The organism is Pseudosulfitobacter sp. SM2401, assembly GCF_042932805.1.
Lineage (GTDB): Bacteria > Pseudomonadota > Alphaproteobacteria > Rhodobacterales > Rhodobacteraceae > Ascidiaceihabitans.
Genome location: NZ_CP170633.1, coordinates 2,941,318 through 2,956,616, shown reverse-complemented (window position 1 = coordinate 2,956,616; position 15,299 = coordinate 2,941,318). Strand labels below are relative to the sequence as shown.

Sequence of the window (15,299 nt, the reverse complement as noted above, 5' to 3'; positions counted from 1 at the left end):
CCGAATAGCGACAAATGCAACCGCGAATTTGATCCTCGCTGCAAATCTGAGCCCATCGCCAAAGGCAATACGAAACGCATGTTCACGACGGGGCAGCAGTTTTGAATGGTCCAGTCACATATGACGACGCGGACGCGGTAGCGGTCGAAACCGGCACGGAAGTCGAAGGCCGCGATGCGCCACTGCCTGAAGGCGGTTTGGGCTGTCACGCCGGGTCCGAAATGGCCTACGCCGCGCGTATGGCTGGCAAGTCCGAAATTCTGGATCAATACGCCAAAGACTACCCCACAGGCCCGCACGACCAGCCACAATCCATGTGCCCTGCATTTGGATCATTGCGCGTTGGCTTGCGAATGAAACGCACAGCCACGATCCTGTCAGGGTCGGCCTGTTGCGTCTATGGGCTGACGTTCGTGTCGCATTTTTACGGCGCGCGCCGCTCTGTTGGTTACGTTCCGTTCAACTCTGAAACGCTGGTTACAGGCAAACTGTTCGAGGACATCCGCGAAGCTGTTCACGACATTGCCGACCCTGAAAAACTAGACGCCGTTGTGGTCACGAACCTCTGTGTGCCGACCGCGTCAGGCGTGCCTTTGCGCCTGCTGCCAGAGCAGATCAACGGCGTGCGGATTGTCGGCATCGACGTGCCGGGTTTTGGCATTCCGACCCACGCCGAAGCCAAAGACGTGTTGGCCGGTGCGATGTTAAACTACGCGCGAAAAGAGATCGAGGCAGGTCCCGTGCCAATGCCCGCCTCCGGCAAATCAGATCGCCCGACAGTCAGCCTGCTCGGCGAAATGTTCCCGGCTGATCCGATGATGATCGGGCAAATGTTGGCCCCGCTTGGGCTGGCTGCGGGGCCGGTTGTGCCTTGCCGCGAATGGCGCGAACTTTACGGTGCGCTGGATTGCGGGGCCGTGGCTGCGATCCATCCGTTTTACACCGCATCGGTGCGTGAATTCCAAGCCGCGGGGCGTCTTGTCATCGGCTCTGCGCCCGTTGGCCATGATGGCACGGCTGGGTGGTTGGCCAGCATCGGGGACGCGTTTAACATCCCCACCAGCCAGATTGCAGAGGCGCAAAACCAATTTCTGCCAGCGATCAAAGCGGCCCTTGCGGCCAAGCCTGTCAAAGGTACGATCACCCTGTCAGGCTACGAGGGCAGCGAATTGCTGGTCGCGCGTTTGTTGATCGAAAGCGGCGCTGACATTCCTTATGTTGGCACAGCCTGTCCGAAAACACCTTGGTCGGCAGATGATGCTGCATGGCTTGAGGCGCGCGGCGTTAAGGTTAAATTCCGCGCCTCGCTTGAGGATGATTGCGCCGCGATGGAGGCGATCAAACCGGACCTTGCCATCGGCACAACGCCGGTTGTCCAAAAGGGCAAGGAAATGGGCATTCCGTCGCTGTATTTCACCAACCTGATTTCCGCGCGTCCTCTTATGGGCGTCGCGGGGGCTGGTTCCCTCGCCGAAGTTGTCAACGGTGCCATGGCCAACAAAGAACGCATGGATCACATGCGCGAATTTTTTGAGGGCGTCGGGCACAAAGACACCGCCGGTGTTTGGGAAGGTTCCCCGAACCTGCAACCGCAATTCCGCGCGCAAAACGCCAAAAAGCTGGAACGTGCTGCTAAGGCTGCCAAAGCGGCGGAGATGATTTAGTGACTGCGAGAGTTCATAATTCTCGCAGCTCGCGAGGCAGCGTATCAAAAGGATGCGCGTTCGCACCCCGTCGTAATCTGGGCGCGGGGACCGCATCATGCTAGTCCAAGATCACGACAGAGCAGGCGGATACTGGGGCGCAGTCTACGCGTTCTGTGCGGTCAAAGGCTTGCAAGTTGTGATCGACGGCCCAGTGGGCTGCGAAAATCTGCCCGTGACTTCTGTGCTGCATTACACCGACGCATTGCCCCCACACGAGTTGCCGATAGTGGTAACGGGCCTTGGCGAAGACCAGATGGGATCGGGCACCGAAGAGGCGATGAAACGCGCGTGGGGTACCCTTGATCCCGCGCTGCCAGCCGTGGTCGTAACCGGATCGATTGCCGAGATGATCGGCGGCGGCGTGACCCCCCAAGGCACCAACATTCAGCGCTTTCTGCCGCGCACCATTGATGAGGATCAGTGGGAATCTGCAGACCGCGCCATGACGTGGATCTTTACCGAATTTGGCATGACCAAAGGGCGTATGCCGCCCGAGAAAAAACGCGAAGAGGACGCCGCCCCACGCGTCAATATTTTGGGCCCGATGTACGGCACGTTCAACATGCCGTCTGATCTGGCTGAAATTCGGCGCCTGGTCGAAGGCATCGGCGCTGACGTCAATATGGTGATGCCGCTGGGCGCGCATGTGTCTGAAATGCGTGGGCTGGTGAACGCGGACGTGAACATCTGCATGTACCGTGAATTTGGGCGCGGCCTGTGCGAGGTGCTGCAAAAACCGTACCTGCAAGCGCCGGTTGGCATCGTTTCAACCACAAAATTCCTGCGCAAGTTAGGCGAGATGTTGGGGCTAGATCCAGAGCCATTTATCGAGCGCGAAAAGCATTCGACGATCAAGCCGGTTTGGGACTTGTGGCGCTCTGTCACGCAAGACTTTTTCGCCACCGCGTCATTCGCGATTGTGGCCAATGAAACCTACGCGCGTGGCATTCGGAACTTCCTTGAAAACGATCTGGGTTTGCCCTGCGCCTTTGCGGTCGCCCGCACGCGGGGCAAGAAAACCGACAACGACGAAGTGCGCGCTTGGATGCACCAAAAGCGGCCCTTGATCGTGTTCGGGTCGATCAACGAAAAGATGTATCTGGCCGAGATGAAAGCGGGCTTTGGCCCCGCACCTGCCTTTATCTCTGCAAGCTTTCCGGGGGCCGCCATTCGGCGCGCGACGGGAACGCCCTTTATGGGCTACGCGGGGGCGACTTATTTGGTCCAAGAGGTCTGCAATGGCCTGTTTGACGCGCTGTTCCACATCCTGCCACTGGGCACGGACATGGATGCTGCCGAGGCCACACCAACGACTTTGCGCCGCGACTTCCCTTGGGATGGCGATGCGCAGGCGATGCTCGATGAACTCGTAGCAAGCCACCCGATCCTGACACGGATTTCCGCCGCCAAGACCCTTCGGGATGCCGCTGAAAAGCGCGCGCTTGACCAAGGGGACGAGCGGGTCGTTCTGGAAACCGTTCAGGGACTTCAACCAGCTTTGGGAGGAACCAAATGACTGATTTCACACACGAAGCACCAACGCGTGAGCGTCGTAGCCATGCCGCGCCGATGCGGGAATACTACGCGTATTTTGCCGTCATCTTTGTAGCCACTTTGCCGCTCGCGTTTTTGACGTGGGGCCTGTCGGCTGCACGTCGCATGGAGCTGCCGGAACGCGGCCCCATCAAAGCTGCGTGGAGCCAAGCGCAGATTATCACGCCGAGAATATTCTCGGCGTAAATCGAATTCAATCCGTCGGGTCGAGACGATGGGTTACATCAAATTCGCCACTCCCCCCCGGAGTGGTGGATTAGGGCAAGGGATGAACCTTTGTCGTAGCCCAGCCGCGGGGGGAGCGCGGCGTCAGTACATATTTTCAGGAGAAAAAAATGGCTGATAAATCCGACTTGTCTTTCACAGGTCTTTCAGACGAACAAGCGCAGGAATTGCACTCCGTCTACATGAGCGGTCTTTGGATCTTCACGACCATCGCGGTTGTGGCTCACGTACTGACGTATTTCAAACTGCCTTGGTTCGCTTGGTAACGGAGAGGAATTAACATGGCACAGTTCTACAAGATCTGGCTGGTTTTCGACCCACGTCGCGTATTCGTGGCACAGGGTGTGTTTCTCTTTTTGCTTGCAGCGATGATTCACCTCGTCCTGCTAAGCAATCCTGAAACCAACTGGTTTACCCGCGCCTTTGGCGTGGCAGAAGCTGGCGAATAATTCGGCATAGAAATCATGCTTGGGGCGGTTCCGGCCGCCCCTAGCAAACCCCACAGATTGATTAAAACGACGCGCGCCCGTGTTTCTGTTTTCGACAGGAACCGCGCACTAAGGAGGATGAAGATGGCTCAGCTCAGCTTCGAGAAAAAATACCGGGTCCGGGGCGGGACTTTGGTTGGCGGTGATCTGTTCGACTTCTGGGTGGGACCCTTCTATGTCGGCTTTTTCGGCGTCACGACGTTCTTTTTTGCCGCCCTCGGCACTCTCTTGATTTTCTACGGTGCAGCCCTTGGCGACACCTGGAACCCGTGGTTGATTTCGATCAACCCACCCGCTCTTGAGGTCGGTTTGGGCGCTGCCCCACTGGCCGAAGGCGGGCTTTGGCAAATCATCACATTCTGCGCGACCATGGCCTTTATCAGCTGGATGATGCGCGAGGTCGAAATCTGCCGCAAACTGGGCATGGGATACCACGTACCGTTTGCCTTTAGCATCGCGATTTTGGCCTATGTGACGCTGGTGATCATCCGCCCTGTTTTGCTGGGCGCATGGGGGCACGGATTTCCATACGGCATCTTTAGCCACCTCGATTGGGTGAACAATGTGGGCTACGCCTACGGTAACTTTCACTACAATCCGGCCCATATGATCGCGATCACGTTCTTCTTTACGACGTGTTTTGCACTGGCCTTGCACGGGTCGCTGGTTCTGTCCGCGGTCAATCCGGGCAAAGGCAAACAGATCGCCACACCGGACCACGAAGACACGTATTTCCGCGATCTGGTCGGCTATTCGATCGGGCCACTCGGCATCCACCGCTTGGGTCTGTTTCTTGCCCTCAGCGCGGTTGTCTGGAGCGCTATCTGCATCGTGATCTCGGGCACCATCTGGTTCGACCAATGGAGCGCGTGGTGGGATTGGTACGCTGAATTGCCCTGGTGGGCTGACCTGTAGGAGGGGATGAAAAGTGGCTGAATATCAGAATATCTTCACACAGGTTCAAGTTCAGGGACCGCCGGAAATGGGTCTTGACCCGAACGGCACGCTTGATCGGGAACGCACGAAATCTGCGACCTTTTCATCCCTGGCGGGCCTGTTTGGCAACGCACAATTGGGGCCAATCTATCTGGGACCATTCGGGCTGGTGTCGCTGGCCACAGGCCTTGTGTGGTTCTTTATCATCGGCATGAATTTCTGGGCTCAGGTGGACTATTCACCAGCTCTGTTCATGCGGGATCTGTTCTGGCTGTCGCTGGAACCACCTGCCGAAGAATACGGGCTTGGCATGGCACCGCTAGACGAAGGCGGCTGGTGGGTCATCGCGTCGTTCTTCTTTCTTGTGTCGATCATGGCATGGTGGGTCAGAACCTACCGGCGCGCCGAAGAACTCGGCCTTGGCAAACACGTCAGCTGGGCATTTGCGTCCGCGATCTGGCTGGTGCTGGTGCTGGGCTTGTTCCGTCCGATCCTGATGGGGTCGTGGTCCGAAGCTGTGCCTTACGGCGTCTTCTCGCACCTTGACTGGACCAACCTGTTTTCGCTGACCTACGGCAACCTGTTCTACAACCCGTTCCACGCGCTGAGCATTGCGTTCCTCTACGGATCTGCCCTGCTGTTTGCGATGCACGGTGCGACCATTCTGGCCGTGTCGCGCTATGGCGGTGAACGCGAAATTGAGCAGATCGTTGATCGGGGCACTGCATCCGAACGCGCCGCATTATTCTGGCGCTGGACGATGGGTTTCAACGCCACGATGGAAGGTATCCACCGTTGGGCGTGGTGGTTCGCCGTGCTGACGCCGTTGACTGGCGGCATCGGTATCTTGCTGACCGGCACGGTTGTCGACAACTGGTTCGTCTGGGCGCAGGTCCACGGCTACGCACCGCTTGATTAACAAAGGAGAGCAATCATGAGTGATAACAACGACTACCTGAGAACCTCTTCGGACCCCAGTTTTCGCCTGCGCGCCGATGTCTTGGCGTTGATGCTAAAAGGGGCGGGGTACGCTGCTGCATTCTGCCTCGTGCTGGTCTTTGGAATTTGGGCTTTGTACGGCATCGGCAATCTTTTGCCTGATGAATCCCGCGAGACCGAAGATCCAACGCCGTTCTCGTTCAACCTGACGGTCAAAGACACCGAACTGGTCTGAACTTTCGGGCGCTCGGGCGATCTGTTTCGCCCCGCCCACCCCAGATTAGGAAACCCGGTCCCTTGGGTGCCCTGATACGTCGGAGGCTCGACACCCCGACACTCCTGTTGGCTACGGGAGACAGATGTCGCCAGCTTTAGGGCGACGCGTCATCTGTTCCCCGGCCATCAGGCCTAGCCACAACCCATCTTATGCAGATGAAAGGACATCCCATGTCCCGTCCCAACACCCCGGTCCTGGACCGCGTGAGCGAACCGTCAGACATGAAATCGCTCAGCGATGCCCAGCTGGGCCAGCTCGCGGATGAACTGCGCTGCGAAGTCATCAATGCGGTTGCCCAAACGGGCGGTCATCTGGGGTCATCCCTTGGGGTGGTTGAACTGACGGTTGCGCTGCACGCTGTTTTTGACACCCCGCGCGACAAAATCATCTGGGATGTGGGCCACCAATGTTATCCGCACAAAGTGTTGACAGGTCGCCGCGCGCGCATGCCAACCCTGCGCCAAGAGGGCGGGCTGTCTGGCTTCACCAAACGCAGCGAGTCTGAATTCGACCCGTTTGGGGCAGCGCACAGTTCGACCTCGATTTCAGCCGCGTTGGGTTTTACTGTCGCACGCGACATGGGGCAGCCCACCGGCGACGCGGTTGCCGTGATCGGCGACGGGTCGATCAGCGCGGGCATGGCCTACGAGGCACTGAACAACGCAGGGGCCGAAGGTCGGCGTATGTTCGTGATCCTGAACGACAACGAAATGAGCATCGCGCCGCCCGTCGGTGCCATGTCGAAATATCTGTCCGGTTTGTACGCCTCACCCTTTGGCGAATTGCACACGATGGCCAAAGGGTTTGAGACAGCCTTGCCCGGCCCCTTGCGCGACCACGCCCGCCGCGCGCGTCAGTTGGTGACAGGCGTCACAGGCGGCAACGGCACGATGTTCGAAGAACTGGGGTTCCAGTACATCGGCCCCATCGACGGGCACGATCTGACACAGGTTCTCAGCGTTTTGCGCGCTGCACACACCCGCGCCACAGGTCCGGTTTTGATTCACTGCTGCACGGTCAAAGGCAAAGGGTACGCCCCCGCCGAAGCATCTGCCGACAAATACCACGGCGTTGCAAAATTCGACGTGACCAGCGGTACACAGGCCAAGAAACGCGCGAACGCCCCGTCCTACACCAAGGTGTTCGGAACCGCGTTGACCAAACATGCCGAGACGGATTCCAAGATCGTCGCAGTCACTGCCGCGATGCCATCGGGCACGGGGCTCGACATTTTAGCGGATCGATTCCCCGCGCGCGTCTTTGACGTTGGCATCGCAGAACAACACGGCGTGACATTTGCTGCGGGCCTTGCTGCTGGCGGGTTACGTCCGTTCTGTGCGATCTATTCGACGTTCTTGCAACGCGGCTACGATCAAATCGTGCATGACGTTGCCTTGCAAAACCTGCCGGTGCGTTTCGCGATTGACCGCGCCGGTTTGGTCGGTGCCGATGGGGCCACGCACGCAGGCGCGTTCGACGTGGGTTACCTTTCTGCCCTGCCAAACATGACCGTGATGGCCGCCGCAGACGAGGCTGAACTCGTGCACATGGTCGCCACTGCAGCTGCGCACGACAGCGGTCCGATCGCGTTCCGCTACCCACGCGGCGAAGGCGAAGGCGTTGAAATTCCCGACATGGGCGAGGCGCTGGAAATCGGCAAAGGTCGCATCATCCAAGACGGATCAGACATCGCCATTCTGTCGTTTGGCGCGCATCTGGGGGAAGGCCGCAGAGCCGCCAAAATGCTTGAGGCCAACGGAATTTCTGTGACCATCGCGGACGCACGTTTTGCGAAACCACTGGATCACGCCTTGATCCGCCAACTCGCTAAAAGCCACCGCGTGTTGTTGACGGTTGAGCAAGGCGCGCAAGGTGGTTTTGGGGCGATGGTCTTGCACTACCTCGCCAACGAAGGGCTGTTGGACGGTCACCTTGCGGTGCGCACAATGACGCTGCCGGATCGTTTCATCGACCAAGCAGCACCAGATGCAATGTATGCGGACGCTGGTCTGAAGGCGACAGATATCGCTGCCAGCGCGATGCAAGCAGCAGGTCTTGGGACTCTGCTAGAGGTGTAGCTGCGTTAGGACGCGAGCGCGTCGCCAAAGATTAAATCGCTGTGTTTGGCAAGGTAGATGCTAAGCCACGGCGTGAATTTTTCAGGCTCGCGCTGCACCTCGGCGATCAGTTCGTGATAATCGACCCAGCGGGTGTTCATGACCTCGTCCGGGTTCAAATCTAGCGCCAGATCCAGCGTGGTTTCGGCCAGAAAAACCTGAACGACCTCATGCTCGATCAACCCGCCACCGACGTCTGCACGGTACTCAACTTCGCCGCGATGAACGGGGGATAATCCTTTGATCCCAAGCTCGTCATCCAGACGACGCACGGCACAAACGGTCATGTCTTCGTTCCAAATCGGGTGTGTGCAGCAGGTGTTCGCCCACAGGCCCGGCGTGTGATATTTGCCCAACGCGCGTTGCTGGATCAGCACCTTGCCTTGCGCCATCACAAACACCGAAACAGCCATGTGGCGCACGCCTTGTTGGTGCGCTGCCAGTTTTTCGAAAGGTTGCAATTTGCCGTCAATCCAGGCGGGGATCATGATCGTCATTAGATGCGCGTCTCGGATACGATGCCTGTCAAATGGGCCAGGTTTTTGATCCCGATTTTCAGGTGCGCCAAGGGGCGGGCTGCGACCAGTTTCTTGTTCATGTAGGCCTCGAACGTCAATTTCTGCACATCCACATCATGGCACAAGGACACGAACCGTTCGCGCCGCGCATCACTGCGGTAGTAGGCATTTTGCATGGCTCCGAGCACTTTGAAAACACCTTTGTGTTCGCGCATGAACAGTTTGCGCGCCAGTTGCAAGTCCTTGACCCGCCCGCTTTGCAAACACGCGGCCGCCGCCGTTGCCGCCACGCGCCCGCCGACCATCGCGTAATAAATACCTTCGCCGGACGACGGGGCGACGACGCCAGCGGCGTCACCGGCCAGCAGCACGTCGCTGCCATTGTCCCATTTGTCCATGGGGCGCAGTGGGATAGGCGCGCCTTCTTTGCGGATGGTTTTGCAGTCTTGCAAGCCAGACGCCGCGCGCAATTCTGCCGTTGCTTTCTTTAGATCAACGCCGTCGATGCCAGTGCCCATGCCGACACTCGCGGATTTGCCGTGGGGGAAAACCCAACCGTAGAAATCCGGCGAAATCGCGCCGTCATAGATCACGTCGCACCGCAATGGGTCGTATCCTTCGCGCGCGTCAGGGGCTTCGATGATTTCATGATACGCGATGACATACGGGATTTTTTCGCACCCGGGGACCTCGGCTTTGGCGACGTTGGACCGGGCCCCGTCCGCGCCGATGATCAGCTTGGTTGCGAGCTCCATTTGATTGCCCGATGCTTTGTCGCGGTAGATGACTTTGGTGCCATCTGCGTCACGATCAATGCGGATGAACGTGCCGGTGAAACGATGTGCGCCGGCGCGGTGGGCGCGAACCCGCAGGAATTCGTCGAAATGTTCGCGGTCGACCATGCCAACGTACCCGTTTTCGATGGGAATATCGACGTGGCGCTGTGAGGGCGAAATCATGCGCGCGGTGTTGATGCGGGCAACGATCTGGCTGTCGGGAATGTCGAAATCCTGGATCAACCGAGGGGGGACGGCACCCCCGCAGGGTTTGATCCGCCCATCGCGGTCAATGAACGCAACTGATTTACCTGATCGCGCGAGGTCTTCGGCCGCAATGGCCCCTGATGGGCCACCTCCGACAATAACTACGTCATACATCGCTATTCTCCCGGTACGAGCGCGGCGTTTGGCTGCGCTGAATTTTCCATAACCCGTGCGGCCATGATCGCGGCGACAAGGAACAATGCGGCCTCTGCCGCGAACACAATTCCAAAGGCCGGGCCGTCTGCCCAAAACCCGCGTGCAACATCGACGGCAGCGGCCCCTGCAAGTCCGCCGAAACCAGCGGCCATGGCCTGGGCGGCGCCCCACAGCCCCATGCGGGTGCCTTCGCGCTGGCCGCGTCCTTGGGATGCAAGGCTCATCATTGCGCCAATCGCTGCGACGGCAAACATGCCGTTAAAGAACCCGAGTGCGACCACAAGGGCGGTGAACGGAACCGCTGTGCTGCCAAATCCCGCCATGCAGATCATGCCAAGGACGGCGGCGGAACCAAGGCAACCCGCCACGACCCAACTGCGCAGTGCGCCGATCTTGAGTGCTGTGCTTGCAATCCCGACGGTCAGCATACCGACAAAAACACCACCGTTTTGCGCACCGCTCAGGGCTGTGGATTGGCCGGGCGTAAAGTCAAAAACGAGGCCGGCAAACGGTTCAAGGATCAGTTCTTGCATGAAATAGGCGTTCATCGACAGAAATACGAACAAGGTGAAATTGCGGGTTTTTGGTTCGGCCCAAATCTGCGTCATGCCTTCCCAAAACGGCGTTGGCGTTTGGGTTTCAGGTTGTGCATGTACATGCTGTTCGATCCGCCCCACGGCGACAATCGTCAGCAGCATGGCGGCGGTTACGACAACTGCGACAACGCTTAGCAAACGGGCAGGCGTAAAAGGGTCCAGAAAGCTGCCGGAAATTCCAGCGGTCATCGCGATCCCAAAGATCATCATCAGCCATGTGATTGTTGCTGCCGCCGCGCGACGATGCGGGGCGGTGGCGCTTGCCAATAGCGCCAATAGCGACGTGCCAGAGGCCCCGACGCCAATACCGATCAGCGCGTAGGCCAGCACTGACAGGGCGATCCCGAGACCAAAGCTTTGCTCAAACAAGGTCACTGCAAAGGCAGCTCCAAAGCCACCCAGTGCCAAAATTGCCATACCACCGATGATCCAACGGGTCCGGTTGCCGCCGGTGTCAGACGTGAAGCCCCAGCGCGGTCGTGACAGTTGGATGCCGTAGTGCAACCCGACCAATGCGCCGGGCAGAATGGCAGGCAGTGCGTATTCAACAACCATCAAGCGGTTCAGCGTCGAAGTGGTCAAAACCACAATCGCACCCAGCGCCATCTGCACCAGCCCTAGCCGCGCGATCTGTGTCCAACTGAGCGTCATGACAAGCCTCGCAATGCAAAAGCGGCGATCATCATGCCGGAAACATACAGCGTAATTCCGGTGCCGTTGTACCACGGCGCTTTGCCTTTCGGGTCGCGCAACAAGAAACGCATCGCGGCCAGTTGTGCGATCAAAACGGCGGTGATTGCCAATGCGTGCCACGGTTTGTCCCAAAGCGTTAGCGCGCCGATGACGATGATTTGGGGGATGGCCATGATCCAGCAGGCGACCTTGGCTGCGCGCTGTGGCCCCAGCGTGACAGGTAGTGAATTCACGCCCGTCTTGCGGTCGCCCTCAAGCGCTTTGAAATCGTTTAGGGTCATGATGCCGTGTGCGCCGATCGCATAGAGCGCGGCAATCGCGATGATCTGCCAAGACGGTGCACCTGCCGACAAAACGGCGGCACCCGTGAACCACGGCAATCCTTCGTAGCACAGCCCGACCAGCCCCGGCCCCCACCAGCCAGAGCGTTTGAGACGCATGGGTTCAGCGGAATAGGCCCACGCCGCAAGGACGCCAAAGATGGTCGCGCCAAAGCCCCAAGGGCCCAACTGGTAGCCGACAACGAGGGATAGTACCGACATGGCCAATGCGATCCACAAACCCCAACGGCCCGGAATGCGTCCTGACGGGATGGGGCGATCAGGTTCGTTGATGGCATCCACATGGCGGTCGCACCAATCGTTTGCCGCTTGGCTCATCCCGCAAACGACAGGACCGGCCAAAACCACGCCAAGGATAACCAGCTCGATTTTGCCCTCGGCGGACGCGCCCGAAGACACCACGCCACACAGATAGGCCCACATCGGCGGGAACCATGTAATAGGTTTGATCAGGCGCAGTGCTGCTGCAGGTTCCGGGAAACGGCGCGCAGATTGTGGATCTGGAAAAGTATCAAATGTAGACATAATGTCAGATTAGTCTGACACATATGCATCCAGCAAGTGTAATGTTTGATTTACATTTGCGTTTGCCGTTCAGATCACGTTTTGGCGCGCGCGGAGGCCTTAGCTTGGGTCCAAAGCTGGTCCATTAGGGCGTGTGCCTCTTCAAAATCGTTCGACATTGCATCCACGTCCATCGATTCGATGACCTCGCGCGATTCGGTCACGATGTTGCCGCTTACGAAAATCAGCGCCTTCGGGTTGCTGATCCGCAGGGCGACCACAAGGCGGGCAAGTTCGACGATACAGTGTTCGCCACCACCGGACAGACCGATCAGCACGTGGTTGCTTTTGGCCAGATCAGCCACAAGGTCGTCATGCGACAGGCCGATTTTCAGATCAATTTCCCAACCGCTTTTGCGAAACAGATCTGCGGCCATGCGCACGCCCAATGTGTGGGTTTCGCCGGGCACTGCGGAAAATACGGCGGTTTTGTTGTGGTGAATGTCGGGCAGATCGAACAGGTCGGCCATGGCACGCATGATCGCGTAAATACGCCCAGTGCCCACAGTGACATCCAACAGGCTGACGCGATCTTCTTCCCACCACACGCCAAGCCTGCGCGCTGCATGCGCAAGATAGCTAAGGTAGACGTTTTCAACAGAAGCGCCTTTGCTTTGGAGGTCAAAAATGAACTGTGATCCTGCATCGCTTTGCTGGGAAATCAGCGCCAAAGACAGTTCTTCGATCTCCGCATCTGTGGTTTGGATCGGCATTTGGTTTTGCAAGGCGGCGTGCTGCGAGACCCGGTTCAACACTTCGCTGGCGAGGAATGCGAACGACCCTTCGGGCAATTTCAGCCCGAGAGAACTAAGTTCCTCAAAAGACCGTCTGTACCTGTCTTCACAGAATGTGGTGCTTGCATGTGCCATATGTACCGTGCCCCCCAATTCGTTCCATCGACGAAATTAAAAGGGTAGGTCAGAGGTGGAGGCAGGCAAGAGCATAGCAAAAAATAACGATCTCAAATGTCCGGTGTAACCCTTACTCCATTCAAAAATATAACTTTAAATTGAAATTTGATCGGCGGATTCCCTCTCAGGGTCGGTCTTGGGCGTTGGGTTTTACTTGATCTCACTGCTGTGCCGACGCTTTTGCGGGATCTGCCAAAGCAGGATGGGGGCCACCAAAACGAGACCAATCGCCATTGTCGTCACGCCCGGTGCGATGAACAAAAATGATGCCAGTCCGATCCACCAGCGCTGCCATGTTTTCAATGGCGCGATCAGGTATCCCGAGAATGCAACGCCAATGCTAAAGATACCCAGCATCGCGCCGATCAGCGTGTAGGTGAACGCCCACCACGTGAACCCGTCAGCGACCAGCAACAACGCTGGCGAATAGACAAACACGAACGGCACAAGGGCTTTGGCAATGCCAAGCCTAAACGCTGTGTTGCCAGTTTGGAACGGGTTTGACCCCGCAATCCCTGCGGCGGCATAGGCAGCTAAAGCAACAGGGGGCGTAATGTCTGCGAGCACCCCGTAGTAAAAGACGAAAAAGTGCGCGACGAGCGGTTGTACTTGCAACTGCGCAAGGGCAGGGGCAGCAACAGCGACCAAGATGATGTAGGTCGCGGTTGTCGGGATGCCTGCGCCCATGATGATGCAGGCCACGGCAATTAAAACCAGCGAGAAAAACAGCGCCCATTGCGCGATGGTAAAGTAGCTTAGCGGCCAAATGCCCCCGACGAATTCACCGATGTCCGTGGCCGTTTGCACAACCACATAGCCAAGTCGAAAACCGACGCCGGTCAAGGTGACAACGCCAACGACAACGCCCACTGTCGCGGCGGCCGCACCTACAGCCAATGTGCTTTTGGCGCCGGTTGATAGCGCGCCCCAAAGATCGGGGATTGTCAGTCGGTGGGTCGGGTTGAGAAATCCAACCACGACGCAAGCGATGATCCCGTAGACCGCTGCATAGTCCGGCGTTTTGCCCGACAGGATCAGGTAGACCAAAATGATCAACGGGATGATCGACAGCCAGTGGTCTTTCAGCACGAGGCCAAGCTTGGGCAACTCTTCGGCGCGCAGGCCACGCAGGCCCAATTTCTTGGCTTCAAGGTGAACCATGACAAAAATGCCGAAGTAGTGCAGCAAGGCGGGAAACAGTGCCGCGGCCAACACGTCACGCAACGGGATTTCCAAATATTCGACCATGATAAAGGCCGCAGCGCCCAAGATTGGCGGCGTGATTTGCCCACCGGTTGAGGCCGTGGCCTCGGTCGCGGCGGCGAAATGCGCGGGGTATCCAACCCGTTTCATAGCCGGAATCGTCAGCGCACCGGTGGTCACGGTGTTCGCGATTGAGGAGCCTGAAATCGTGCCCATAAAGGCGGATGAAAAGATCGCGACTTTGGCAGGGCCACCTGAATAGCGCCCTGCGATAACCATCGCCATGTCGATGAAAAGTTGCCCCAAACCGATGCGGGTGGCCAAGACACCGAATAGGATGAACAGGAAAACATATTGCGCCATGACGCCGATGGCGACGCCATAGATGCCTTGGTTTGTCATGTACAAATGGTTGATGATGCCAAGCCAGCTAGACCCACCGTGCTTGAGCGCGCCGGGCATCCATGGCCCGAAAAAAGCAAAAGCAACAAAGCACAACGCGATGATTGGCAGGGTCGGGCCAACAGATCTGCGGGTCGCCTCAAGCGTCAAAAGCAACAGGGCGGTGCCCATGAACACGTCCGACTGCGATGGGTTGCCGACACGCTCAGAGACAATTTCGGGTGGGAGCAGCGGCAGATACAACGCGGCCCCAACGGCCAGCACGGAAAACACCAGATCAAGGATCGGAACGCCTTGGATGCGGGTGATCCCGCCGCGCACAATCGTGCCGTGTTCTTTGCGAAACCCGAACAATAGGAACACGAGGCCGAGGACGAAACTCAGATGAATGCCGCGGTGCAAAAGTTCGCGGATCAGGCCAAAACCTGAGGCGTAGAAATGGTAGACCGACATCGACACAAGAAAGGCGGCGATCACGAAACCAAGCTGCTTGCCCGTGGGTCGAAACGCCGTTTCGGGGTCATATTTACGTTCAATCTCGGCCAGCTCTTCGGGGGTCAATTCGCGGTCATTCGTTTCGGCAGTCATAGCGGCACCTTAAGATTGAGAAAGCCCGAGCGTAGGGTCTAC

The 15,299-nt window shown here is 58.0% G+C and carries 15 protein-coding genes; 9 read left to right on the top strand and 6 right to left on the bottom strand.

The window, feature by feature from the left end; translation table 11 throughout:
- The first annotated feature begins 101 nt into the window (after positions 1 to 101).
- The 9 genes from bchY (at position 102) to dxs (ending at position 8,203) form a co-directional block, all read left to right on the top strand.
- On the top strand, positions 102 to 1,664 hold the full coding sequence (gene bchY, locus ACFIO0_RS14555; protein ID WP_390911122.1) for a chlorophyllide a reductase subunit Y: 1,563 nt from the start codon (positions 102 to 104) through the stop codon (positions 1,662 to 1,664).
- Between the two features lie 97 nt (positions 1,665 to 1,761).
- Complete coding sequence (gene bchZ / locus ACFIO0_RS14550; protein ID WP_390911121.1) at positions 1,762 to 3,222, top strand: chlorophyllide a reductase subunit Z; 1,461 nt, start codon at positions 1,762 to 1,764, stop codon at positions 3,220 to 3,222.
- Positions 3,219 to 3,446, top strand: a complete 228-nt coding sequence (pufQ, locus tag ACFIO0_RS14545; RefSeq protein ID WP_390911120.1) for a cytochrome PufQ — start codon at positions 3,219 to 3,221, stop codon at positions 3,444 to 3,446. The genes bchZ and pufQ overlap by 4 nt, the downstream gene beginning before the upstream one ends.
- Positions 3,447 to 3,595: 149 nt before the next feature.
- Positions 3,596 to 3,751, top strand: a complete 156-nt coding sequence (gene pufB, locus ACFIO0_RS14540; protein ID WP_390911119.1) for a light-harvesting antenna LH1, beta subunit — start codon at positions 3,596 to 3,598, stop codon at positions 3,749 to 3,751.
- 15 nt (positions 3,752 to 3,766) lie between these two features.
- Positions 3,767 to 3,934, top strand: coding sequence for a light-harvesting antenna LH1, alpha subunit (gene pufA / locus ACFIO0_RS14535; RefSeq protein ID WP_390911118.1), 168 nt, complete (start codon positions 3,767 to 3,769; stop codon positions 3,932 to 3,934).
- A 123-nt stretch (positions 3,935 to 4,057) separates the two neighbouring features.
- Positions 4,058 to 4,888 carry a photosynthetic reaction center subunit L gene (pufL, locus tag ACFIO0_RS14530; RefSeq protein ID WP_390911117.1) on the top strand — a complete coding sequence of 277 codons (831 nt, stop codon included), beginning with the start codon at positions 4,058 to 4,060 and terminating at the stop codon, positions 4,886 to 4,888.
- A gap of 13 nt (positions 4,889 to 4,901) precedes the next feature.
- On the top strand, positions 4,902 to 5,828 hold the full coding sequence (gene pufM / locus ACFIO0_RS14525; RefSeq protein ID WP_390911116.1) for a photosynthetic reaction center subunit M: 927 nt from the start codon (positions 4,902 to 4,904) through the stop codon (positions 5,826 to 5,828).
- A gap of 15 nt (positions 5,829 to 5,843) precedes the next feature.
- Positions 5,844 to 6,083, top strand: coding sequence for an RC-LH1 core complex protein PufX (gene pufX / locus ACFIO0_RS14520; RefSeq protein WP_390911115.1), 240 nt, complete (start codon positions 5,844 to 5,846; stop codon positions 6,081 to 6,083).
- A 212-nt stretch (positions 6,084 to 6,295) separates the two neighbouring features.
- Positions 6,296 to 8,203, top strand: coding sequence for a 1-deoxy-D-xylulose-5-phosphate synthase (gene dxs, locus ACFIO0_RS14515; RefSeq protein WP_390911114.1), 1,908 nt, complete (start codon positions 6,296 to 6,298; stop codon positions 8,201 to 8,203).
- A 5-nt stretch (positions 8,204 to 8,208) separates the two neighbouring features.
- On the opposite strand, the gene idi is transcribed toward dxs, so the two are convergent.
- The 6 genes from idi to ACFIO0_RS14485 form a co-directional block, all read right to left on the bottom strand.
- The gene (gene idi, locus ACFIO0_RS14510) at positions 8,209 to 8,739 is read right to left on the bottom strand and encodes an isopentenyl-diphosphate Delta-isomerase (protein WP_390911113.1); all 531 of its coding nucleotides are present in this window, start codon (positions 8,737 to 8,739) and stop codon (positions 8,209 to 8,211) included.
- Positions 8,739 to 9,917 carry a geranylgeranyl diphosphate reductase gene (locus ACFIO0_RS14505; RefSeq protein ID WP_390911112.1) on the bottom strand — a complete coding sequence of 393 codons (1,179 nt, stop codon included), beginning with the start codon at positions 9,915 to 9,917 and terminating at the stop codon, positions 8,739 to 8,741. The genes idi and ACFIO0_RS14505 overlap by 1 nt, the downstream gene beginning before the upstream one ends.
- Before the next feature lie 2 nt (positions 9,918 to 9,919).
- Positions 9,920 to 11,206, bottom strand: a complete 1,287-nt coding sequence (locus ACFIO0_RS14500) for an MFS transporter (protein ID WP_390911111.1) — start codon at positions 11,204 to 11,206, stop codon at positions 9,920 to 9,922.
- The gene (gene chlG, locus ACFIO0_RS14495; protein ID WP_390911110.1) at positions 11,203 to 12,114 is read right to left on the bottom strand and encodes a chlorophyll synthase ChlG; all 912 of its coding nucleotides are present in this window, start codon (positions 12,112 to 12,114) and stop codon (positions 11,203 to 11,205) included. The genes ACFIO0_RS14500 and chlG overlap by 4 nt, the downstream gene beginning before the upstream one ends.
- Positions 12,115 to 12,188: 74 nt before the next feature.
- Positions 12,189 to 13,022, bottom strand: coding sequence for a cobalamin-dependent protein (locus tag ACFIO0_RS14490; RefSeq protein ID WP_390911109.1), 834 nt, complete (start codon positions 13,020 to 13,022; stop codon positions 12,189 to 12,191).
- A 192-nt stretch (positions 13,023 to 13,214) separates the two neighbouring features.
- Positions 13,215 to 15,257 (bottom strand): TRAP transporter fused permease subunit, encoded by a 2,043-nt coding sequence (locus ACFIO0_RS14485; protein ID WP_390911108.1) that lies wholly within the window; start codon positions 15,255 to 15,257, stop codon positions 13,215 to 13,217.
- Between the last annotated feature and the right edge of the window lie 42 nt (positions 15,258 to 15,299).